The sequence below is a fragment of the Brevibacillus sp. AG162 genome (genome assembly GCF_006715575.1).
Classification (GTDB): Bacteria; Bacillota; Bacilli; order Brevibacillales; family Brevibacillaceae; genus Brevibacillus; species Brevibacillus brevis.
Genome location: NZ_VFNO01000005.1, coordinates 433161 through 448079 on the forward strand (window position 1 = coordinate 433161; position 14919 = coordinate 448079).

At 48.2% G+C, this 14919-nt stretch carries 14 protein-coding genes; 2 read left to right on the top strand and 12 right to left on the bottom strand.

The genetic code is table 11. The annotated features are described in order from the left end of the window. Nucleotides 1-84: 84 nt before the first annotated feature. From FB479_RS18245 to FB479_RS18275, 7 genes are all read right to left on the bottom strand, one after another. Entirely contained in the window at nucleotides 85-537 is a 453-nt protein-coding gene (locus FB479_RS18245) for a nucleoside deaminase (RefSeq protein WP_142066238.1), read from the bottom strand. A gap of 27 nt (nucleotides 538-564) precedes the next feature. Further along, nucleotides 565-1515 carry a carbamate kinase gene (gene arcC / locus FB479_RS18250; RefSeq protein WP_106655556.1) on the bottom strand — a complete coding sequence of 317 codons (951 nt, stop codon included), beginning with the start codon at nucleotides 1513-1515 and terminating at the stop codon, nucleotides 565-567. Between the two features lie 18 nt (nucleotides 1516-1533). Further along, on the bottom strand, nucleotides 1534-3015 hold the full coding sequence (locus FB479_RS18255; RefSeq protein ID WP_106655615.1) for a cytosine permease: 1482 nt from the start codon (nucleotides 3013-3015) through the stop codon (nucleotides 1534-1536). 81 nt (nucleotides 3016-3096) lie between these two features. Continuing rightward, the gene (locus FB479_RS18260; protein ID WP_142066239.1) at nucleotides 3097-4521 is read right to left on the bottom strand and encodes a YlbE family protein; all 1425 of its coding nucleotides are present in this window, start codon (nucleotides 4519-4521) and stop codon (nucleotides 3097-3099) included. Nucleotides 4522-4523: 2 nt separating this feature from the next. Further along, complete coding sequence (fdrA, locus tag FB479_RS18265) at nucleotides 4524-6068, bottom strand: acyl-CoA synthetase FdrA (RefSeq protein WP_142066240.1); 1545 nt, start codon at nucleotides 6066-6068, stop codon at nucleotides 4524-4526. Beyond that, nucleotides 6050-6961 carry an oxamate carbamoyltransferase subunit AllH family protein gene (locus FB479_RS18270; RefSeq protein WP_142066241.1) on the bottom strand — a complete coding sequence of 304 codons (912 nt, stop codon included), beginning with the start codon at nucleotides 6959-6961 and terminating at the stop codon, nucleotides 6050-6052. The genes fdrA and FB479_RS18270 overlap by 19 nt, the downstream gene beginning before the upstream one ends. 8 nt (nucleotides 6962-6969) lie before the next feature. Then, on the bottom strand, nucleotides 6970-7578 hold the full coding sequence (locus FB479_RS18275; RefSeq protein WP_142066242.1) for an ankyrin repeat domain-containing protein: 609 nt from the start codon (nucleotides 7576-7578) through the stop codon (nucleotides 6970-6972). Between the two features lie 215 nt (nucleotides 7579-7793). On the opposite strand from FB479_RS18275, the gene FB479_RS18280 reads away from it, so the two are divergent. After that, nucleotides 7794-9488 carry a PucR family transcriptional regulator gene (locus tag FB479_RS18280; RefSeq protein WP_142066243.1) on the top strand — a complete coding sequence of 565 codons (1695 nt, stop codon included), beginning with the start codon at nucleotides 7794-7796 and terminating at the stop codon, nucleotides 9486-9488. A gap of 256 nt (nucleotides 9489-9744) precedes the next feature. Here FB479_RS18280 and FB479_RS18290 read toward each other — a convergent pair whose 3' ends face one another. The 4 genes from FB479_RS18290 to FB479_RS18305 form a co-directional block, all read right to left on the bottom strand. Then, a complete protein-coding gene (locus FB479_RS18290; RefSeq protein WP_088908985.1) occupies nucleotides 9745-10359 on the bottom strand; it encodes a PH domain-containing protein in 615 nt (204 codons plus the stop codon). A gap of 78 nt (nucleotides 10360-10437) precedes the next feature. After that, entirely contained in the window at nucleotides 10438-10785 is a 348-nt protein-coding gene (locus FB479_RS18295; RefSeq protein ID WP_106655549.1) for a DUF1801 domain-containing protein, read from the bottom strand. Nucleotides 10786-10883: 98 nt separating this feature from the next. Further along, a complete protein-coding gene (locus FB479_RS18300) occupies nucleotides 10884-11441 on the bottom strand; it encodes a nitroreductase family protein (RefSeq protein ID WP_142066245.1) in 558 nt (185 codons plus the stop codon). An 82-nt stretch (nucleotides 11442-11523) separates the two neighbouring features. After that, the gene (locus FB479_RS18305; RefSeq protein WP_255438444.1) at nucleotides 11524-11793 is read right to left on the bottom strand and encodes a hypothetical protein; all 270 of its coding nucleotides are present in this window, start codon (nucleotides 11791-11793) and stop codon (nucleotides 11524-11526) included. A gap of 57 nt (nucleotides 11794-11850) precedes the next feature. Here FB479_RS18305 and FB479_RS18310 point away from each other — a divergent pair, with 57 nt between their 5' ends. Continuing rightward, nucleotides 11851-12231, top strand: a complete 381-nt coding sequence (locus FB479_RS18310; RefSeq protein WP_142066246.1) for a RidA family protein — start codon at nucleotides 11851-11853, stop codon at nucleotides 12229-12231. 64 nt (nucleotides 12232-12295) lie between these two features. Here FB479_RS18310 and FB479_RS18315 read toward each other — a convergent pair whose 3' ends face one another. After that, the gene (locus FB479_RS18315) at nucleotides 12296-14818 is read right to left on the bottom strand and encodes an SEL1-like repeat protein (RefSeq protein ID WP_142066247.1); all 2523 of its coding nucleotides are present in this window, start codon (nucleotides 14816-14818) and stop codon (nucleotides 12296-12298) included. Between the last annotated feature and the right edge of the window lie 101 nt (nucleotides 14819-14919).

A 14919-nucleotide genomic window follows, 5' to 3' on the forward strand; every position in this document is an offset into this window, starting at 1 on the left:
AAGATACAGGGAAAATAACAAAGAGAAAAAGGGCCCTTATAAGGCCCTTACATCCGTGTTTCTTGTCCGCTATTCAATTACCTTCTACTCTTTGTTCAACTGATGATAGTGCCTAAACAACTGATCGCAGTCCTCACGCTTCTCGACCTTGATCATGTTCAAAACACTCTGATCCTTACCGAAAAAATAGTCGCGAAGATGCTTATCCGAAAAACCGTTCTCATGCGCATCCTCCGCAGTCGAGCAGTAATGAACGACCTTGATGCCAGACCAGATGATAGCGCCCACGCACATCGGGCAAGGCTCGCATGTCGCGTAAATTTCGCAGCCTGTCAAATCCATCGTGCCCAAGGTCTTGCACGCTTCGCGAATGGCTACCATCTCTGCGTGCTGGGACGGGTCCATATCTGCCATCATGCGATTGCTGCATACGGCGATGATTTCGTCCCCTTTGACGACAGCCGCCCCGAAAGGACCACCGAGCTTGTTGTTCATACCTTCCATCGTTTTTTCTACTGCCAGCTTCATGTAATCCATTGTCTTGCATCCTCCCTCAAGAGGCCATTATTTTACGATGTGTGTCCCTGCTTTGTTCGTAATCGCATCCTTTAAGCTCTCTGGGTTCGTAATGATCACGCTTGACCCGTTTTTCTCCAAAAAGCTCAGGCTGGCCTCAATTTTTGGCAGCATGCTGCCTTTTGCGAAGTGCTCTTCACGAACGTATTGCTTCGTTTCCTCTACCGTGATGCGCTCCAGCGCCTTTTGATTCGGCTTGCCGAAGTTAATGCACACCTGCGGAACACCTGTCGTAATGATCAATGTCTGTGCATCGATCTGCTCTGCCAGCAAGCTGGTGGCAAAATCTTTGTCGATGACAGCATCAATCCCATCGTACGTATTTTCGCCCGTTTTCACAACCGGAATACCGCCGCCGCCAACAGCAACTACCACATATCCCGCTTCGATCAACGATTTGATTGCGTCTTTTTCCACGATGTCGATTGGCTTAGGGGAAGGCACCACTCTTCTGTAGCCGCGACCGGAATCCTCGATAAATACCCAGTCCGGATGCTCTTTGCGCATCTCTTCCGCCTGCTCCAGCGTGAAGAAGGAGCCGACTGGCTTCGTTGGATTTTCGAAGTTCGGATCATCCTTGCTGACTTCTACCTGTGTGATGACGCTCGCCACTTTTTTGTTGATTCCTCTTTTGGCAAATTCGTTGGTGAGTGCCTGCTGGATTTGGTAGCCGATTCCCCCCTGCGTATCCGCCACGCAATTGACCAGCGGGATCGTAGGCATCCCGGACACTTCATTCGCGATTTCGCATCTTTGCAAAGCAAATCCAACCTGCGGTCCGTTGCCGTGCGTAACGACAACGTTGTAACCTTCTTGCACCATATCTGCTATATTTGCTGCAGTTTCACATACGGCCTCATACTGGTCTTGAATCGTGTTGCGACCATTATCCTTAACCAATGAGTTGCCGCCGATTGCAACAATAACGAGTTTTTCCACTGGGCACTTCTCCCCTTGTTAAGATACTTTTGCAGCTCTTTCACTCTGCGTGATCGTGCTTGGTTTGTTCCATCTATAGCACAGCGCATATAAAACGCCGGAAATGATCGACCCGCTAAGGAATGCTGACTTGCTGATGTTTGCCAATAGTGGCACATTTGGCAAGAAAGAGCCGGATAGCGTAATCAAGAAGCTGACGATCAATACGCCGCATGCCACCCTATTAAAGCCGTTTTCGTATTCTCCGTTTTCACCTGGTTTTACGTAGATGGTTGATAGGTCCAGCTTTCTTTTTCTTTCAATGAAAAAGCTGACCAGCATGATCCCCGTAATTGGACCGTACATGGAGCCGATAAAACTATAGAACATATACAGCGCGGCCGTACCGTCCACCAGCTTCCAAGGTAAAATGACAGTCCCCAATACAGCTGTCAAGATAGCCGCTGATTTCACAGTAAACATTTTCGGAAGAAGCGCTGTCATTTGCAGTCCAGATGGAAGCAAATTCCCAAACACAACATAGCTCGTCGAACCTATATTCAGTGCCAGCAACAAGATAATGACGGCAACAGGATTCCCAATTTGATCAATGGCAGCGACGACATTAAAGTCTGTGATGCCAAACGCAATTTGTGTTCCAACCAACAATCCTACACACGTAATTCCAAACAGGATGTAGGATGCAATCATCCCAAGCGGCAGACCAATCATCGGAGCTTTTGGGTGTTTTGCCCTTTGCGTAAGGTCTGCAATATTGACAATCGGGCCGCCCCAGTTCGATACCAATGCACTTACACATGCGATAAAGACAAGCCAATTCTCCATCGGTTTGGCAGGAGCATAAGCAAAGATCGGACCAAATCCGCCAGCAACGCTGATCGCCCAAATCGCTGCACCTACAATGAAAATATAGATGATCGGTGAAGACCATTTACTAAACAGACTGAGAATTTTCATTCCACCTAAAAACAATCCAACTGTAATGACCCAGAGGATCACATAAGAAAGCATGGTCGGGAAATCTAATCCGAGAAAATCAAAGCCTGGAACCATATTCATATAGCCAGGGAATATTTTCTCAAAAATGACATTAAAGGATTGTGCGCCAATAATTGTTTTGGTCCCAAAAAACACAACACCAGCGATAAGCCCGCGACATATAGCAGGAATGATCGAGCCTTTTACACCAAAGGAGCTGCGCAACAGCATCGAATAGCCAATTCCGTACTTCGTTCCCGCATAGCCATTCAATACATAACCAGCCGAAACAATCAAGGCAGCAATCATGACTGCCCACAAGACTTGCGGAACGGATAATCCGAGGACAAAGAATCCGGCTACAGTCATGTACGACATGAGATTATGCACAGCGCCCATCCACACGGTCACGTAGTTAAAGGTGCCCCAATCTCGATTTTCGGAAGTCTTCGGCAAAATATCGTCCGCGTATCCATAGGACTTGAATTCTTCATATGATTCCTTTACATTTGCCTGTCCCATGTTCATTCACCTTCCTCATTCAACCCAGCTTTCGCAACCTTCTTTTGCCGCGAAAGCTGAGTCACCTAGGATGAAAAGCTGTTAGCTAATCGTTTCCGTCACTGCGAGCAATGCCTTTTCAAAAGCTTCCATCGGCGGATACGTAATACCCGCACCGATCATGCCGATACCTGCGTCTTTATGCGCAATGGCGGTGTTGATAATCGGCAGGATGCCTGTTTGGATCACCTGACGAATATCGATTCCTGTCGGTACTCCTCTAAAGTCCAAGAGTGGAATCGTGACGTTTGGATTTTCTGCTGTCGTGATTTCTTTCATCGTGGTGGAGAAGCCGATCGCTTCTTCAACCGTTCCGCCTACAAGTGCAACAATCGCTGGAGCTGCCGCCATTGCAAAGCCACCGATCCCATATGTTTCGGTGATCGCACTGTCCCCGATATCCAAGCCGGAATCCTCTGGCTTGTAGCCTGCAAACATCGGACCGATTACCTTTTGTGCTGGTCCAGTAAACCAAGTGTTGCCAGCCATGCCGCTTACTCGGATACCGAACTCTACCCCATTGCGCGCCATTGTAGTGACAATCGTGCTGTTCTCGATTCCATGCGCTGCGTCCAGTGCGCATTTGCACATCGCCATCCATGTCGGGCCAGAGAAGTAATCGCTGCTTGCGACGAAATCGAATACTTCGCGTTTTTGTTCTTTTGTGAAATCTGTCTCCAAAATGTACGGAGTCAGCGCTTGAATCAACAAGCTCGTACCTGCGTTGTTGCGGTTGTGGCATTCGTCACCCATGTGCAGCGCTTGCGCCAGCATGAGACGAAGATCGATTTCGCCCGCAATTTTCATCGCATCACGCAGCATGGGTCCCAATACATCGCGCATCCAGTTCAGACGGGCGATGACGCTTTCATCGTTGGCGCCCATGCGCAAAATTTTAGCCATCTGCTCACTCAGGTTGGTGTAAGCGACGTTTCCGTACGTCTTGTTTTTCACCACATGCATGAACATCGAAGCGGATGTCACACCTGCCATGGAGCCTACGCAGTTGTGTTCGTGGCATGGGGAGAACGTGATTGCTCCGGAAGCAGCTACCTGTTCAGCTTCCTCGATGTCTTTTGCCAAGCCCTCGAATACGATTGCTCCAGTTACGGCACCTTTCATCGCGCCGCACATTTTGTCCCAAGTAATGGGCGGGCCTGCGTGCAGAATCGTGGTTTTTGTCATGCCTGGTACCACATTGATCGCTTGGTCGAAGCCAACAAGCATCGGCTGGGAGTTGATGATGCGCTCTACCGCCAGCTTGTTTGCCGCAGCGATTTTCTGAGCGACAGCAGCGTTTTCCAGTCTGTCGAGAGCGTTGATCAGCTCAGGCTTTCCGCCGCCTGGAGGCTTCCAATCCAGGTGAGACGCATTCGCATTTTGCTTGATGATATCGTCTTTGAAAAACTCGATCCCTACGTTGATCACATGAATTTTTCCGTTAAACAGCTCGTTGATTTTGCTCATGATTATTCCCCTTTCGCAACAAATTCTCTAGCCAGAAGACCTGCGTTTGTGCTGCTGCTTGCAATCGTTACCCCCGCATCCATCAGCTTCTTCACTTGCTCATCAAAGTTCGGTGTGTCGAGGTCAGTACCAAGCACGTAGCCCAGGATTTCCAGGTGTCTGCCTTCCTTGGCAGCCTGCGCTTTTGCTTCGATGATCGCTGGCAGCATCACGCCGACAGGATCTTCGTGGGAACCAAAGCCCAAGATGAAGTCCATCAGAATGACGCCGACGGAAGGATCTTTTGCTTCTTCCATCAATCTAGCGATGCGCAAGGACGGGTCGATCATTGGATGCGGCTTGCCGTTTGTAAAATCGTCATCGCCCATGTCGAGGTAAGTGTGTGCCTTGCTCTCATGGATGTTTTTCAGCTTGTAGTCCGCTTTCTTTTGAATGTTGCTATATACGTCTTCATACTTTTCCATCGCGAGGTACATCGCTTCGTCGCACAATGTTCCGCCGCAGAACAGCCCGCGAACGTATTTTTGTTCCGGTGTCAGCTTTGCCCGTACCTCTTCAATCAGCGGCCAGTTGAGAGCGCGCTTGTTGAGCTCGTCTTCGTTGGCGCCAGCCAGCACAACTGCTTTGATGGCTGCTTCCTTGCTCGTTTTTGCAAAATGTCCGCCTGCTTCCAGAACTGGCGTTTCTTCTCCACCAATGAAGTACACAACCACAGGCTTGTTGCAGTTTTTCACTTGTGCCAATACTTTTTCCTGAACGCTTGGTGCTGGTGGCTTGGAAATGAGCACGATGACCTTTGTCGCCTCATCCTCTTCCAGTGCTTTGATTCCGTCGAGCATCATGATGCCGCCGACTTGCTCGGACAGGTCGCGTCCGCCTGTACCGATCAGCTGCGTGATACCGCCACCGAAGTCGTGGATACGCACGCTCACCTCTTGGCTGCCTGTACCAGACGCACCTACGATCCCGATGTTCCCTTTTCTCACGGCGTTTCCGAAGCACAGCGCCACATTGCCGATAATCGCTGTACCGCAGTCAGGTCCCATCATCAAAAGGCCTTTTTCATGCGCGAATTGCTTGAGGGCGATCTCTTCCTCGATGCTCACGTTGTCGCTGAACAGCATGACGTGCAGATCGTTTTCCAATGCTTTTCTCGCTTCTCTTGCCGCAAATGCACCGTTTACTGAGATGACAGCGAGGTTTGCCTCTGGAATGCTGGCTGCCGCTGAATCAATCGTGGAGTATTTGATCTCCGTTGCAGATTTGCTGCCGCCTTTTTTCTTGAACAGTTCTTCGATAGCGATAAGAGCGCTCTCGCACAGCTCGTCTGTCGCTGCCTTCACCACGATCATCAAGTCGCTCGTTTTCGCTGCTTCCAGCTCAGGTGTGAGCAAGCCCACATTTTTCAATACCTCTTTGTTCATGTCCGTGCCCATCGCGATCACCGCTTGTTCGACACCTTCAATTTGATTCGCTTTTGTAGATAGAGACATCAGGGATACCGAGTCAAAATACGTGCTTTGCTTGATTACGACTTTGGTAGACATACATTACCTCCAGCTTCTAGATTTCGTTCCAAACCACATAGGATGCCAAGCAGGATATCCGTACCCGACGACGAGCCGATCCCGATGATTTTGTCTAAAGCAGGGACAAGCTCTTCCATGGAGCCGGACACCATGCATGAAAGCAAGTCATTTAGCGACTCCCTTACTTGTCCATGGGCTGCTTTTTTCAGCGTGATCGCACTGATTTCGTTCGTTAATGCTTGGGACGAACGGACGATTTCATCGAAAAATGGGCATGACAAACAAGAGGAAATGTTTTGCATTTTGTATACACTGCACAATCCCACTAAAAAATCGTCACCCGATGGTGTTAACCCCGGCCCCAGACCGATTAGACTTATCGCATGCTGAGTAGCTGACTCTATGCGGTTGTTCGCCAGATCGTCGGAAAGCATGCCTGCACGCTGGATCAGCATACGGGACATCTCTTTCTCAAACGGACTGGCAGGTTGGGAGGACATTTTCATGCCCCCCGTCTTGCCGTATACGTCCACGTAGTTCTTCGTGAACGCCACATTTCTGCGCAATACTTCTACGCCTTCTATGTCACAAGGATAGGAAGGAAGCTCACCTTCCCACTTTGTTGCTTGCTGAGTCCAAATTCGTAAATCCGCTCCAATAACGAGCGTATTCTCTTCCGTAATGACCGGAGCGTTAACGGATAGCCCCAGCCCCAAAAAGCCTTGTACATCAATGATGAGCGTGTTCGGTGCATTGTCTAGCTGATGGTTGCCAAGGGTGTACAATTCTCCGTTTTCGCTGCATGTCAGATTGATCGTTCGCTCAAAAATACTGTGTACGGTCCCGCTAAAGTTTGCTCGTGCCAAACGCTCAAGGAAACCGGTATCGCCAGACAACGCCTGGATGTACATGGGACGCTTTACTTTGCTCCTGCATCCAGCAAGATTTTTTCGATTTCGGTGTAGCCTTTTCTTCTCGCCAATTCAAGCGGTGTTACGCCGTACTTATCTACCATGTGCACATTGCAGCCATGCTCGATCAACAGCTTGATGATCGTTTGCTGCTTCTCGCCGCCATCGCCCAAGATGATCGCTTCGATCAGTGGTGTCCAACCCACAAAGTTGGTATGGTTGACGTTAATGTCAGTCGTCGTTACGAGCTCACGAACGATGTCCACATGACCTTTTTCGCACGCTGGTGTAATCCCTACTCCACCAAAACGAGTCAACAGCTCCAGGTTTGTTCCTGCCTTGATCATCATTTTGACAAGCTCCAGCTTGCCGTTGATGCAACCGAACAAGAACGGGTTGAAGCATGTCTCATCCTGCAAATCTACATCTGCACCCGCTTCTACCAAAAACGATACCGCTTCCAATTTGTCGTTCATGGCAGCAGTCAGAATCGCTGTACGCTTTTGTCTGTTTCTTGCGTTAATATCTACGCCCTGCTCCAGATGCTTTTTCAGTGCTTCGATATTCCCCTCAGCCGCTGCCTCGAGAAATGCCTGTACTACGCTTTTGTCTGTCATAGTAAGCCCTCCATGATCTCGTGATTGAACAACCCGCCAAGATGGCTGAGCGCTTGCTCTTTTAAAAAACAATTAGACAAGCACCCCGTACTTACATCATTATTTTAGACAGGGAGAATGGAATCGTCATTGTGTATGGAAACTAAAAAAATTGAGGTTCACTTGTGCACATTGCACAATTACAGGGATCCTTTTGTGGCAAAGGAGTGAACAGGGTGCTGACCATCAAAGATTTGCTTACCATTCAATCGATAGACGGCATCAAAATCATCGCCGGAGAGCAAGGCATCAATAACGTCATCTCCATCGTCAATATCATGGAGAACCCGGATGCTTTTGACTGGCTGTCTTCCAATGAATTACTGCTCTCCACCGGATATATTTTCAAGGACAATCCCGAACTGCAAAATAAAATCATCAAGGAGCTGGCGGAAATCAACTGCTCCGGGCTCGTTATCAAGATGCACCGCTATTTTGATCAAATCCCGCAAAACATGATTGATCATGCCAACAAGTATGGACTGCCGCTCTTGGCCCTGCCTTTTGAATACACGCTGTCTAAAGTGATTGCCATTATTAACGAGAAAGCCTCCGGGCGCTATGATTTGTTGAACCGCAAAACATTGGACATGCATAACGCCCTGTTTCGCATTGCACTGGAAGGTGGCGGACTGGACCGCATCGCCTCCGAGCTGTCTGAGACCATCAACAACCCGATCCTTATTCTGGATCAGGACTGGCATCTGCTCCATTACACGGAAATCTGGCACAATCCGATTCCGCTTGACTCCTGTCTGACCTTGAGCAAAAACAGACCTGTTTTTACCCGTGACTTCACCGAGTCCGTCCCGAAAAATATTAGCCAGATCAAAAAGTCGATCAAGCGTATCTACCATGCGAAAGATGATGAGGTGAAATGCAGGATTCTACCCGTTGCCGTTGCCAACCACATCTACGGGTACATCGTCGTCTGGCAAACCGTGTGGGAGCTGACTGAATTTGACTACATCGTGCTGGAGCAGGCGTCCACCATCGTAGCACTGGAGCGGATCAAGGCGAGGGAAATCGAGGAAGTGAAGCTGAAGATCAGACAAGACTTTTTCGATGACTTGCTCACAGGTAAAATCACTTCGGCTGACTCGCTGCAAACCTTATGTGACTTGCACGGGCTGCAATCAAGCTACATGTATTTTTGTATGGTCATTAATATCGAGCCGGTTGAGCTGGAAAATTTGGAGGATATAATCGATCGCAAGTACGAGCTGGATCGGATCGCAAAAAAATGCGTGGATCTCGTCTATGACTATTCGAGCAAAGCTCCTGGAGAAATCACCTGCTTTTATCGGAACAATCGGATCATCATCCTTATCGGACAAAATGAGCAAAAACCCGTGGTGTCTGCAAGTGAAGCCAAGCAATTCGCCAATGAGCTGTACAGCGCTCTTGTGGATAAAATCAAGAAAACCTTGTTCTTTATTGGGGTAGGTCGTCAGTATAAAAACATCGCTTCGCTGCATAAAAGCTTTTCCGAAGCACATGAAGCGATCCGCCTGATGCAGAAGTTCAACAGCAAGGGCGACGTCTCTCATTTCGATGATTACTCCGTCTATCATTTCCTGGATTCCAACATTAAGGACATTGAACTGGAAGACTTCTTTTTGAAGCGTCTGGGGAAACTGTACGAGCATGATCAAGAGTTAGGCACGAGCCTTATGGTGACCTTGGACAATTACTTTCTGTACAATCAAAACGTCAGTGAAGCGGCGAAAGCGATGTTCATTCACCGCAATACGTTTATTTACCGGATCGAGAAGATCAAAGAGATTTTGAACATGGATTTGAAAAACTCGGAGGAGCTGCTTCAAATCCAGCTGGCGCTCAAGATCGGCAAGCTTTTGCACAAGGAGTAAAGCTCGAAAGAGCGTTGTCTTCCTGCTGCTGCGGTCGGGAGAAAGGCGTGCCACATGTTTTCCAGTCGCCTGTATCCTCACTACGTTCGGGCGGTCTCCTTCCAAACATGTGACACACCTTCCCGTACAGCTGTTTGGGTTGCTCGTTTTGAACTACTCGTAAGAGTAGGAGCATGTCGAAGATTTCGCTTAAAATACAAAAAGAGCCTCTTTAAAGAGGCTCTTTTTTCTTCATTATTATTATTATTACTACTTTTTAGTTATGAATATATTTTTCAAAGACTTTCCCAAAGTCTTTGACGACATACTTGTATCGGATGTCTTCCAGCCAATCGAAGGTGTATTGGTTGATGGACTTGAATTGTGAAGCTACGTCTGCTTGCTGGCCAGTTACGCGACCCAGTGTGCTTTGGGCGACGTGGAGGCTTTCTTTTGCGTGCTGGAGCGCAATTTCGTTATCGTGCATAATCGAGGCGATCTTCACAAGGGCTTTGTAGAGGTCTTTTAACTCCTCCAAATGCTTTTTATTGACATCGATCGAGTAGTGCTCATTGCCCATCGTAAACTTGATTTCTACATCCAAATCGACGGTTCCGGCTGTTTCCAGATACACGTTAGAGATCGGGTGTGTATGGTAGGAATAGCGGCGCAGCATGCGTTTTTTGCTGGTGGCACTCGTTCCATCCAGATGAACCAGTCCCAGATTGGTGAAGCAGTACTCATCGGACTTTGATTTGATCAAAAAATAGATTTTCTCATGGTCCTCGTGCATGATGTAATCATCAGCGTCCACCTTGTCGTAATCTGCTGGTTTTACCACGATTCCTACATTGCTCAAGCCAAGCGCGTCTGCCGCAAGCTTTCCAAACATATTCAAACAGCTCCCCTCGATATGTACGGTTAAACCTTTACCATTTATACGTTCACGGGGAGAGTTAGTTGCAACAAACTACTGTGCTTCAGCCAATTTTTTGAGGAGGCCTGCAAGGACATCAAAATCAAATTCTTTTCCGTTCCGTATTTTGATGGTCTTCCGGTCAGCATGATCAGACTTCTCGAAAAAGCCAGCTGGAGCATCCAGATTCGCCGCTTGAAACAACGTCACGTTAATCCAGTCCTTTGCCGGAAAATACACACATGCCTGTTTGCCCTGAATGGAATAAAAAGCTTGCTTATACTTCACCTGCTCTTCTACATTCGGGATGTTTTCATGGATGAGCTGGCGAATCCGATTGCAAACTTCTACCTGAGATTCATTGGTTATGTTTTGGATATAATCCGTTACTTGCTGATTCAATCAATAGTCCTCCGCTTCCCAAAAGTGATGGTGCTTCTTGTCTTTATGATAATCGACAGATGCAATAGGAGGCTTCTTCTGGATTGCTATTCTATCGATTACAGCCAAGTCGTCTTTTCTTCCGCTGCTACCCGACTGGTCTCAGGAGCATCTGCCTCGGGATAGCCAATGAACAGGGTGCCCACGACCTTTTTATTTTCAGGTGATCCGAGGAATTGCAGCAAGCGCTCGTCGCGAACCAAGCCGATTCCTCTCGTGCGCCATACCATGCCAAGTCCCAGTTCCTTCGCTGCCAGCCACATGGAGTGAATCGCGCAGCACACCGCATATTCATTATCCTCTGAGGATGCTTCATCCCCTGGGATTACATCAGCGGTGGCGACAATGAAGAGTGGTGTTTTTTCCAGGACGGCCAAGGAATCCTGCACGAGATTCGGCTTGGTCGGAAAACGTTCCAGCAAAAATTCCTTCGCGATTTCCTCAAACCTCAGCTTCGCTTCTCCTCTGATCACATAAAAATGCCACGGCTGACGCAAGCGGTCGTTCGGGGCTAACACTGCACAATCCAGCAGCGCTTGGATTTTCTCTGTTTCTACTTCTTTCGGAATATAGTTACGTACGGCTCTTCTGCTTTTGAGTGCCTCTAATACGGACATGCTGGTTCCTCCTCGGTTGTACCATTTTCTTACTGATCCCAATCATTATATCGGAGGTTGTCAGGATACGTACAGGTATTCCTCACCGAGAATGTATCGCTACATGTGCTTGGTGTTCGTCTTCTCTTGCCACGTAGATGTCATACTGCGTACGATCTTCTGCTCGGGGCATCATCCCCATGTCTCCCCCTAAATGACGAAGCGTATGAGAGTGACTGCGTGTCCGAAAATGAATGCCATGAGCATTCAGCTTGTATGCCACGCGAATGTATTCTTCATGACCAAACGCGGTGTGGATCAAGCACTTGTACTTGGAAAAAAGGGTGAGGAAAAAGTCCATAAACCATTCCACTCTCCTTCTTTTTTGTAGTATATTCCAATTATTGCGGAAAAGGAGGGCGCTTCTACTATGAATCGAAAGAAAATATTTACGGGTTCGCCTTGGGAGCCTGTCGTCGGCTATTGCCGTGCAATCCGAGTAGGAGACCGGATTGAAGTGGCTGGTACCACTGCCATGAAGGACGGGGAAGTCGTTGGTGTAGGCGATGCCTATGAGCAAACAAAGTTTATCCTGGAGACGATTGAGAAAGCATTGCGAGAATTAAATGCCGATTTGTCTCATGTGGTCAGAACGCGAATGTTTGTGACGGATATCAGCAAGTGGGAAGAGATCGGCAAAGCACACGGGGAGTTCTTCCGAGAGATTCAGCCTGTCGCTACGATGGTTGAGGTCAAGGCATTGATTGACCCGCGTCTGCTCGTCGAGATTGAAGTCGAAGCCATTGTTTAGCATGCTGGTTATTTTGAAGCGGACCAACGAGTCTTGTCGTCGATCCGCTTGTTTTCTTTTTCTTCTATTCTTTTAACTCCTCAGGGATATCAAGACCTGCCTTTTCCGCTTCTTCGATGTGCTTTTTCGCCAGGAGCTCATCCGCATATTGCGCTTCATTCCGGTAAATCCTTGCCAGTTCGATATGTGCATGCGGGTAATCTCTTTCCAAAGCAGCATGAAAATAAGTGATGGCGGCGTCGACATTTTTGGCTGTACCGTAGCCATTATAGTGGAAGATTCCCAAATTATAGGCACTGAAATCGCCGCCTGCTTCGTAATCTTGGTGATAATAATGCAGCGCCTTTTCGAAGTCTCCTTTTGAATCGTGCAGATAGCCAAGCCACTCAAAAACCGGCGAGCCCAATAACTCCCCCTGTTCATAATGCCAGAGAGCCTTGTCCAAATCTTGCGGCACAAGCTCCCCCTCATAATAGGTGGCGCCAAGATTGTTGTGAGCCAGCGCATGACCGTATTCTGCCGCTTTGCCCATCCAGTACATTGCCTGATCGGCATCAGGCTCCGTGCCTATCCCGTGTCGATAGCAACAGCCTAATCCATTCATAGCATGGTGGTTGCCTGCCGCAGCCCCTAATTCATACCAGTAAAAAGCTTTATCAGCATCCACGAAGCCTTCTAGATTGTAATACGTATGCGCAAGGTTGTTCATGGATGGGGCATAGCCCTTTTCAGCAGCAAGCGTATCGTACAGAATGGCTTTCTCATAATCACCTGCTTCATACGCTTCCATGCCCAGGTTGTACAACGTTTCTACCGGCGTGTACTGATCTATGCTGTCACCATCGGATTGCTCCCCTTGGGCATAGGCCAGCAGTCGCTTGCGAACCCCGGAATCAAAATAATGGCTGTAATAACGATCTTCGACATCCTCCAGCACGAGCGTTTTATCTGCCCTCGACAGCCCGTACTCGCTTACTACATAAACGTCGTGGCCCTTGAAGGCATAAGCAAAACCCTCGACCAGATCCTTTTTCACCACCAAATCGAATTCGAAATCGCTCCATCGCTTTTCCGGCGATAAGGCAATGCTCCATAGTCCATTTCTCTTCAAAGCATACGCATCCTGATGCAGCCAAAAAATGTTCTCATAATCCTCCAAGGGGAATAGCCATGCTGGCTGATCGGCATCACCATAAAAAACGCCTAGCTTTCCATCTTTTTTCGCCAGCACCTGATCGCCCTGCCCTGCTTCTGTATAAACCTGCAAATCAATCAGTTCATCGTATTCGTACGGCAACAGAAGGCTCTCCTGCTGCTTGCCGTAAGCGGCGTACTTCTTCCCCTTGCGCAGGACGAGCAGATTCGGAAAATAGGTTTGCCGATTCAGTTTATCGAAGCCAGATGCGCCGACAGTGCCGTCTTTTTTGTACAAGGTGCTGTGACTTGCATCCTTGTGCGGTTTGACGAGAAGGAGCCCTTCGCCAATATGTTCCAGCGCCGTCAAGGGGAAGTCTCCGACGTATTGCCAATATTCATTAAAGATTTTCCGATTTTTCCTGCCTTTGACCGCTGTATGGTAAAATCCGTCCCCGAACTTGAAGGCTTCTTCATGCTCAAAATCTATCGTTACAGAACCAGCTTGGTCCAGCACGCCCCACTTTCCGTCTTTCTTTGCCGTATAAAATCCTTGGTAATCAAGCAGTTCTAACTCTTCATAGTGGGTAGGGACAATCGTTTGGCCTTCGAGATTAATCAGACCATATCGACCGTTTCGTTTGACAATGGCACAAGCAGAGCCGTATTCAAAATCGTAGGCATCCTCCCACTCCAATGAAATGACAATTTTCCCGGATTTATGTACATAGCCGTATTTGCCATCTCGGGCGACCACTGCGAGATCTTCGGAAGCGAAATCGTAAAAGGCATCGAACTGAGGGGCAAGCAATACGTTTCCCTCTGCGTCTTTGAGACCAAGCAAGCCGGCTTCCTCAAAAATCTCCACGTCGGGCTGTTCTTCATAAGGCTGCCAGATGTGTCCCCAGCCGTATTCATAGTCCTCATAGTTGAGCAGCTCGGCAAATGAACGAAAGCCCGGGTTTACGTCCATCAATTCGGAGTAGTCCAGCACCGAGATGTCATCGTTGTCCATTGCCTTTGTCATGATCTCGTTGTTATGGGCAATAGTGGCGCGCAAAGTTTCCGCCTGCTCTTCATGTGGGATGTCATCCATATTGAATACGTCCCAGGCATCGATGTGAAAATACGGAAGCTTTCGTTTCTCCAGATAGCTGAAAAGCTGATTTCTCGCTTCCAAAAACGCTTCTTTGTTACGGATTAACCCTTCCTGTCTCTCCAGGAAATCGTAGAATCGCTTCCCATTTTCGATGCCTGCCGACGCGTCGTAATAGAGTCCGGAATTGTCCGGTTCGGTATGGTTGTTGTAATTGTTTCCGGCGATCAAACCACCTTCTATGAAAAGCGGCTGCAAAAGTAGGGGGACCTCATAGCCCCATTCCACCATCATCGTGTCGTTGTCTTGCGCTTGAGAAGGTTCACTGACGTTATATACATAGACTCTGTGTGACATAACTTCTCTCCCTTTGATTTCCAATTGCACTTGATCACATTGTAAGCAAATCTAGCAGGGCAAAACAATCCGACCGATGGGCTATCCAATGAAAAAGGCTG

Coding starts and splice junctions, on each gene's coding strand:
- FB479_RS18245 (WP_142066238.1), bottom strand. CDS start 537: ATGGATTACATGAAGCTGGCAGTAGAAAAAACGATGGAAGGTATGAAC.
- FB479_RS18255 (WP_106655615.1), bottom strand. CDS start 3,015: ATGGGACAGGCAAATGTAAAGGAATCATATGAAGAATTCAAGTCCTAT.
- FB479_RS18260 (WP_142066239.1), bottom strand. CDS start 4,521: ATGAGCAAAATCAACGAGCTGTTTAACGGAAAAATTCATGTGATCAAC.
- fdrA (WP_142066240.1), bottom strand. CDS start 6,068: ATGTCTACCAAAGTCGTAATCAAGCAAAGCACGTATTTTGACTCGGTA.
- FB479_RS18270 (WP_142066241.1), bottom strand. CDS start 6,961: ATGTACATCCAGGCGTTGTCTGGCGATACCGGTTTCCTTGAGCGTTTG.
- FB479_RS18275 (WP_142066242.1), bottom strand. CDS start 7,578: ATGACAGACAAAAGCGTAGTACAGGCATTTCTCGAGGCAGCGGCTGAG.
- FB479_RS18290 (WP_088908985.1), bottom strand. CDS start 10,359: ATGTTTGGAAAGCTTGCGGCAGACGCGCTTGGCTTGAGCAATGTAGGA.
- FB479_RS18300 (WP_142066245.1), bottom strand. CDS start 11,441: ATGTCCGTATTAGAGGCACTCAAAAGCAGAAGAGCCGTACGTAACTAT.
- FB479_RS18310 (WP_142066246.1), top strand. CDS start 11,851: ATGAATCGAAAGAAAATATTTACGGGTTCGCCTTGGGAGCCTGTCGTC.
- FB479_RS18315 (WP_142066247.1), bottom strand. CDS start 14,818: ATGTCACACAGAGTCTATGTATATAACGTCAGTGAACCTTCTCAAGCG.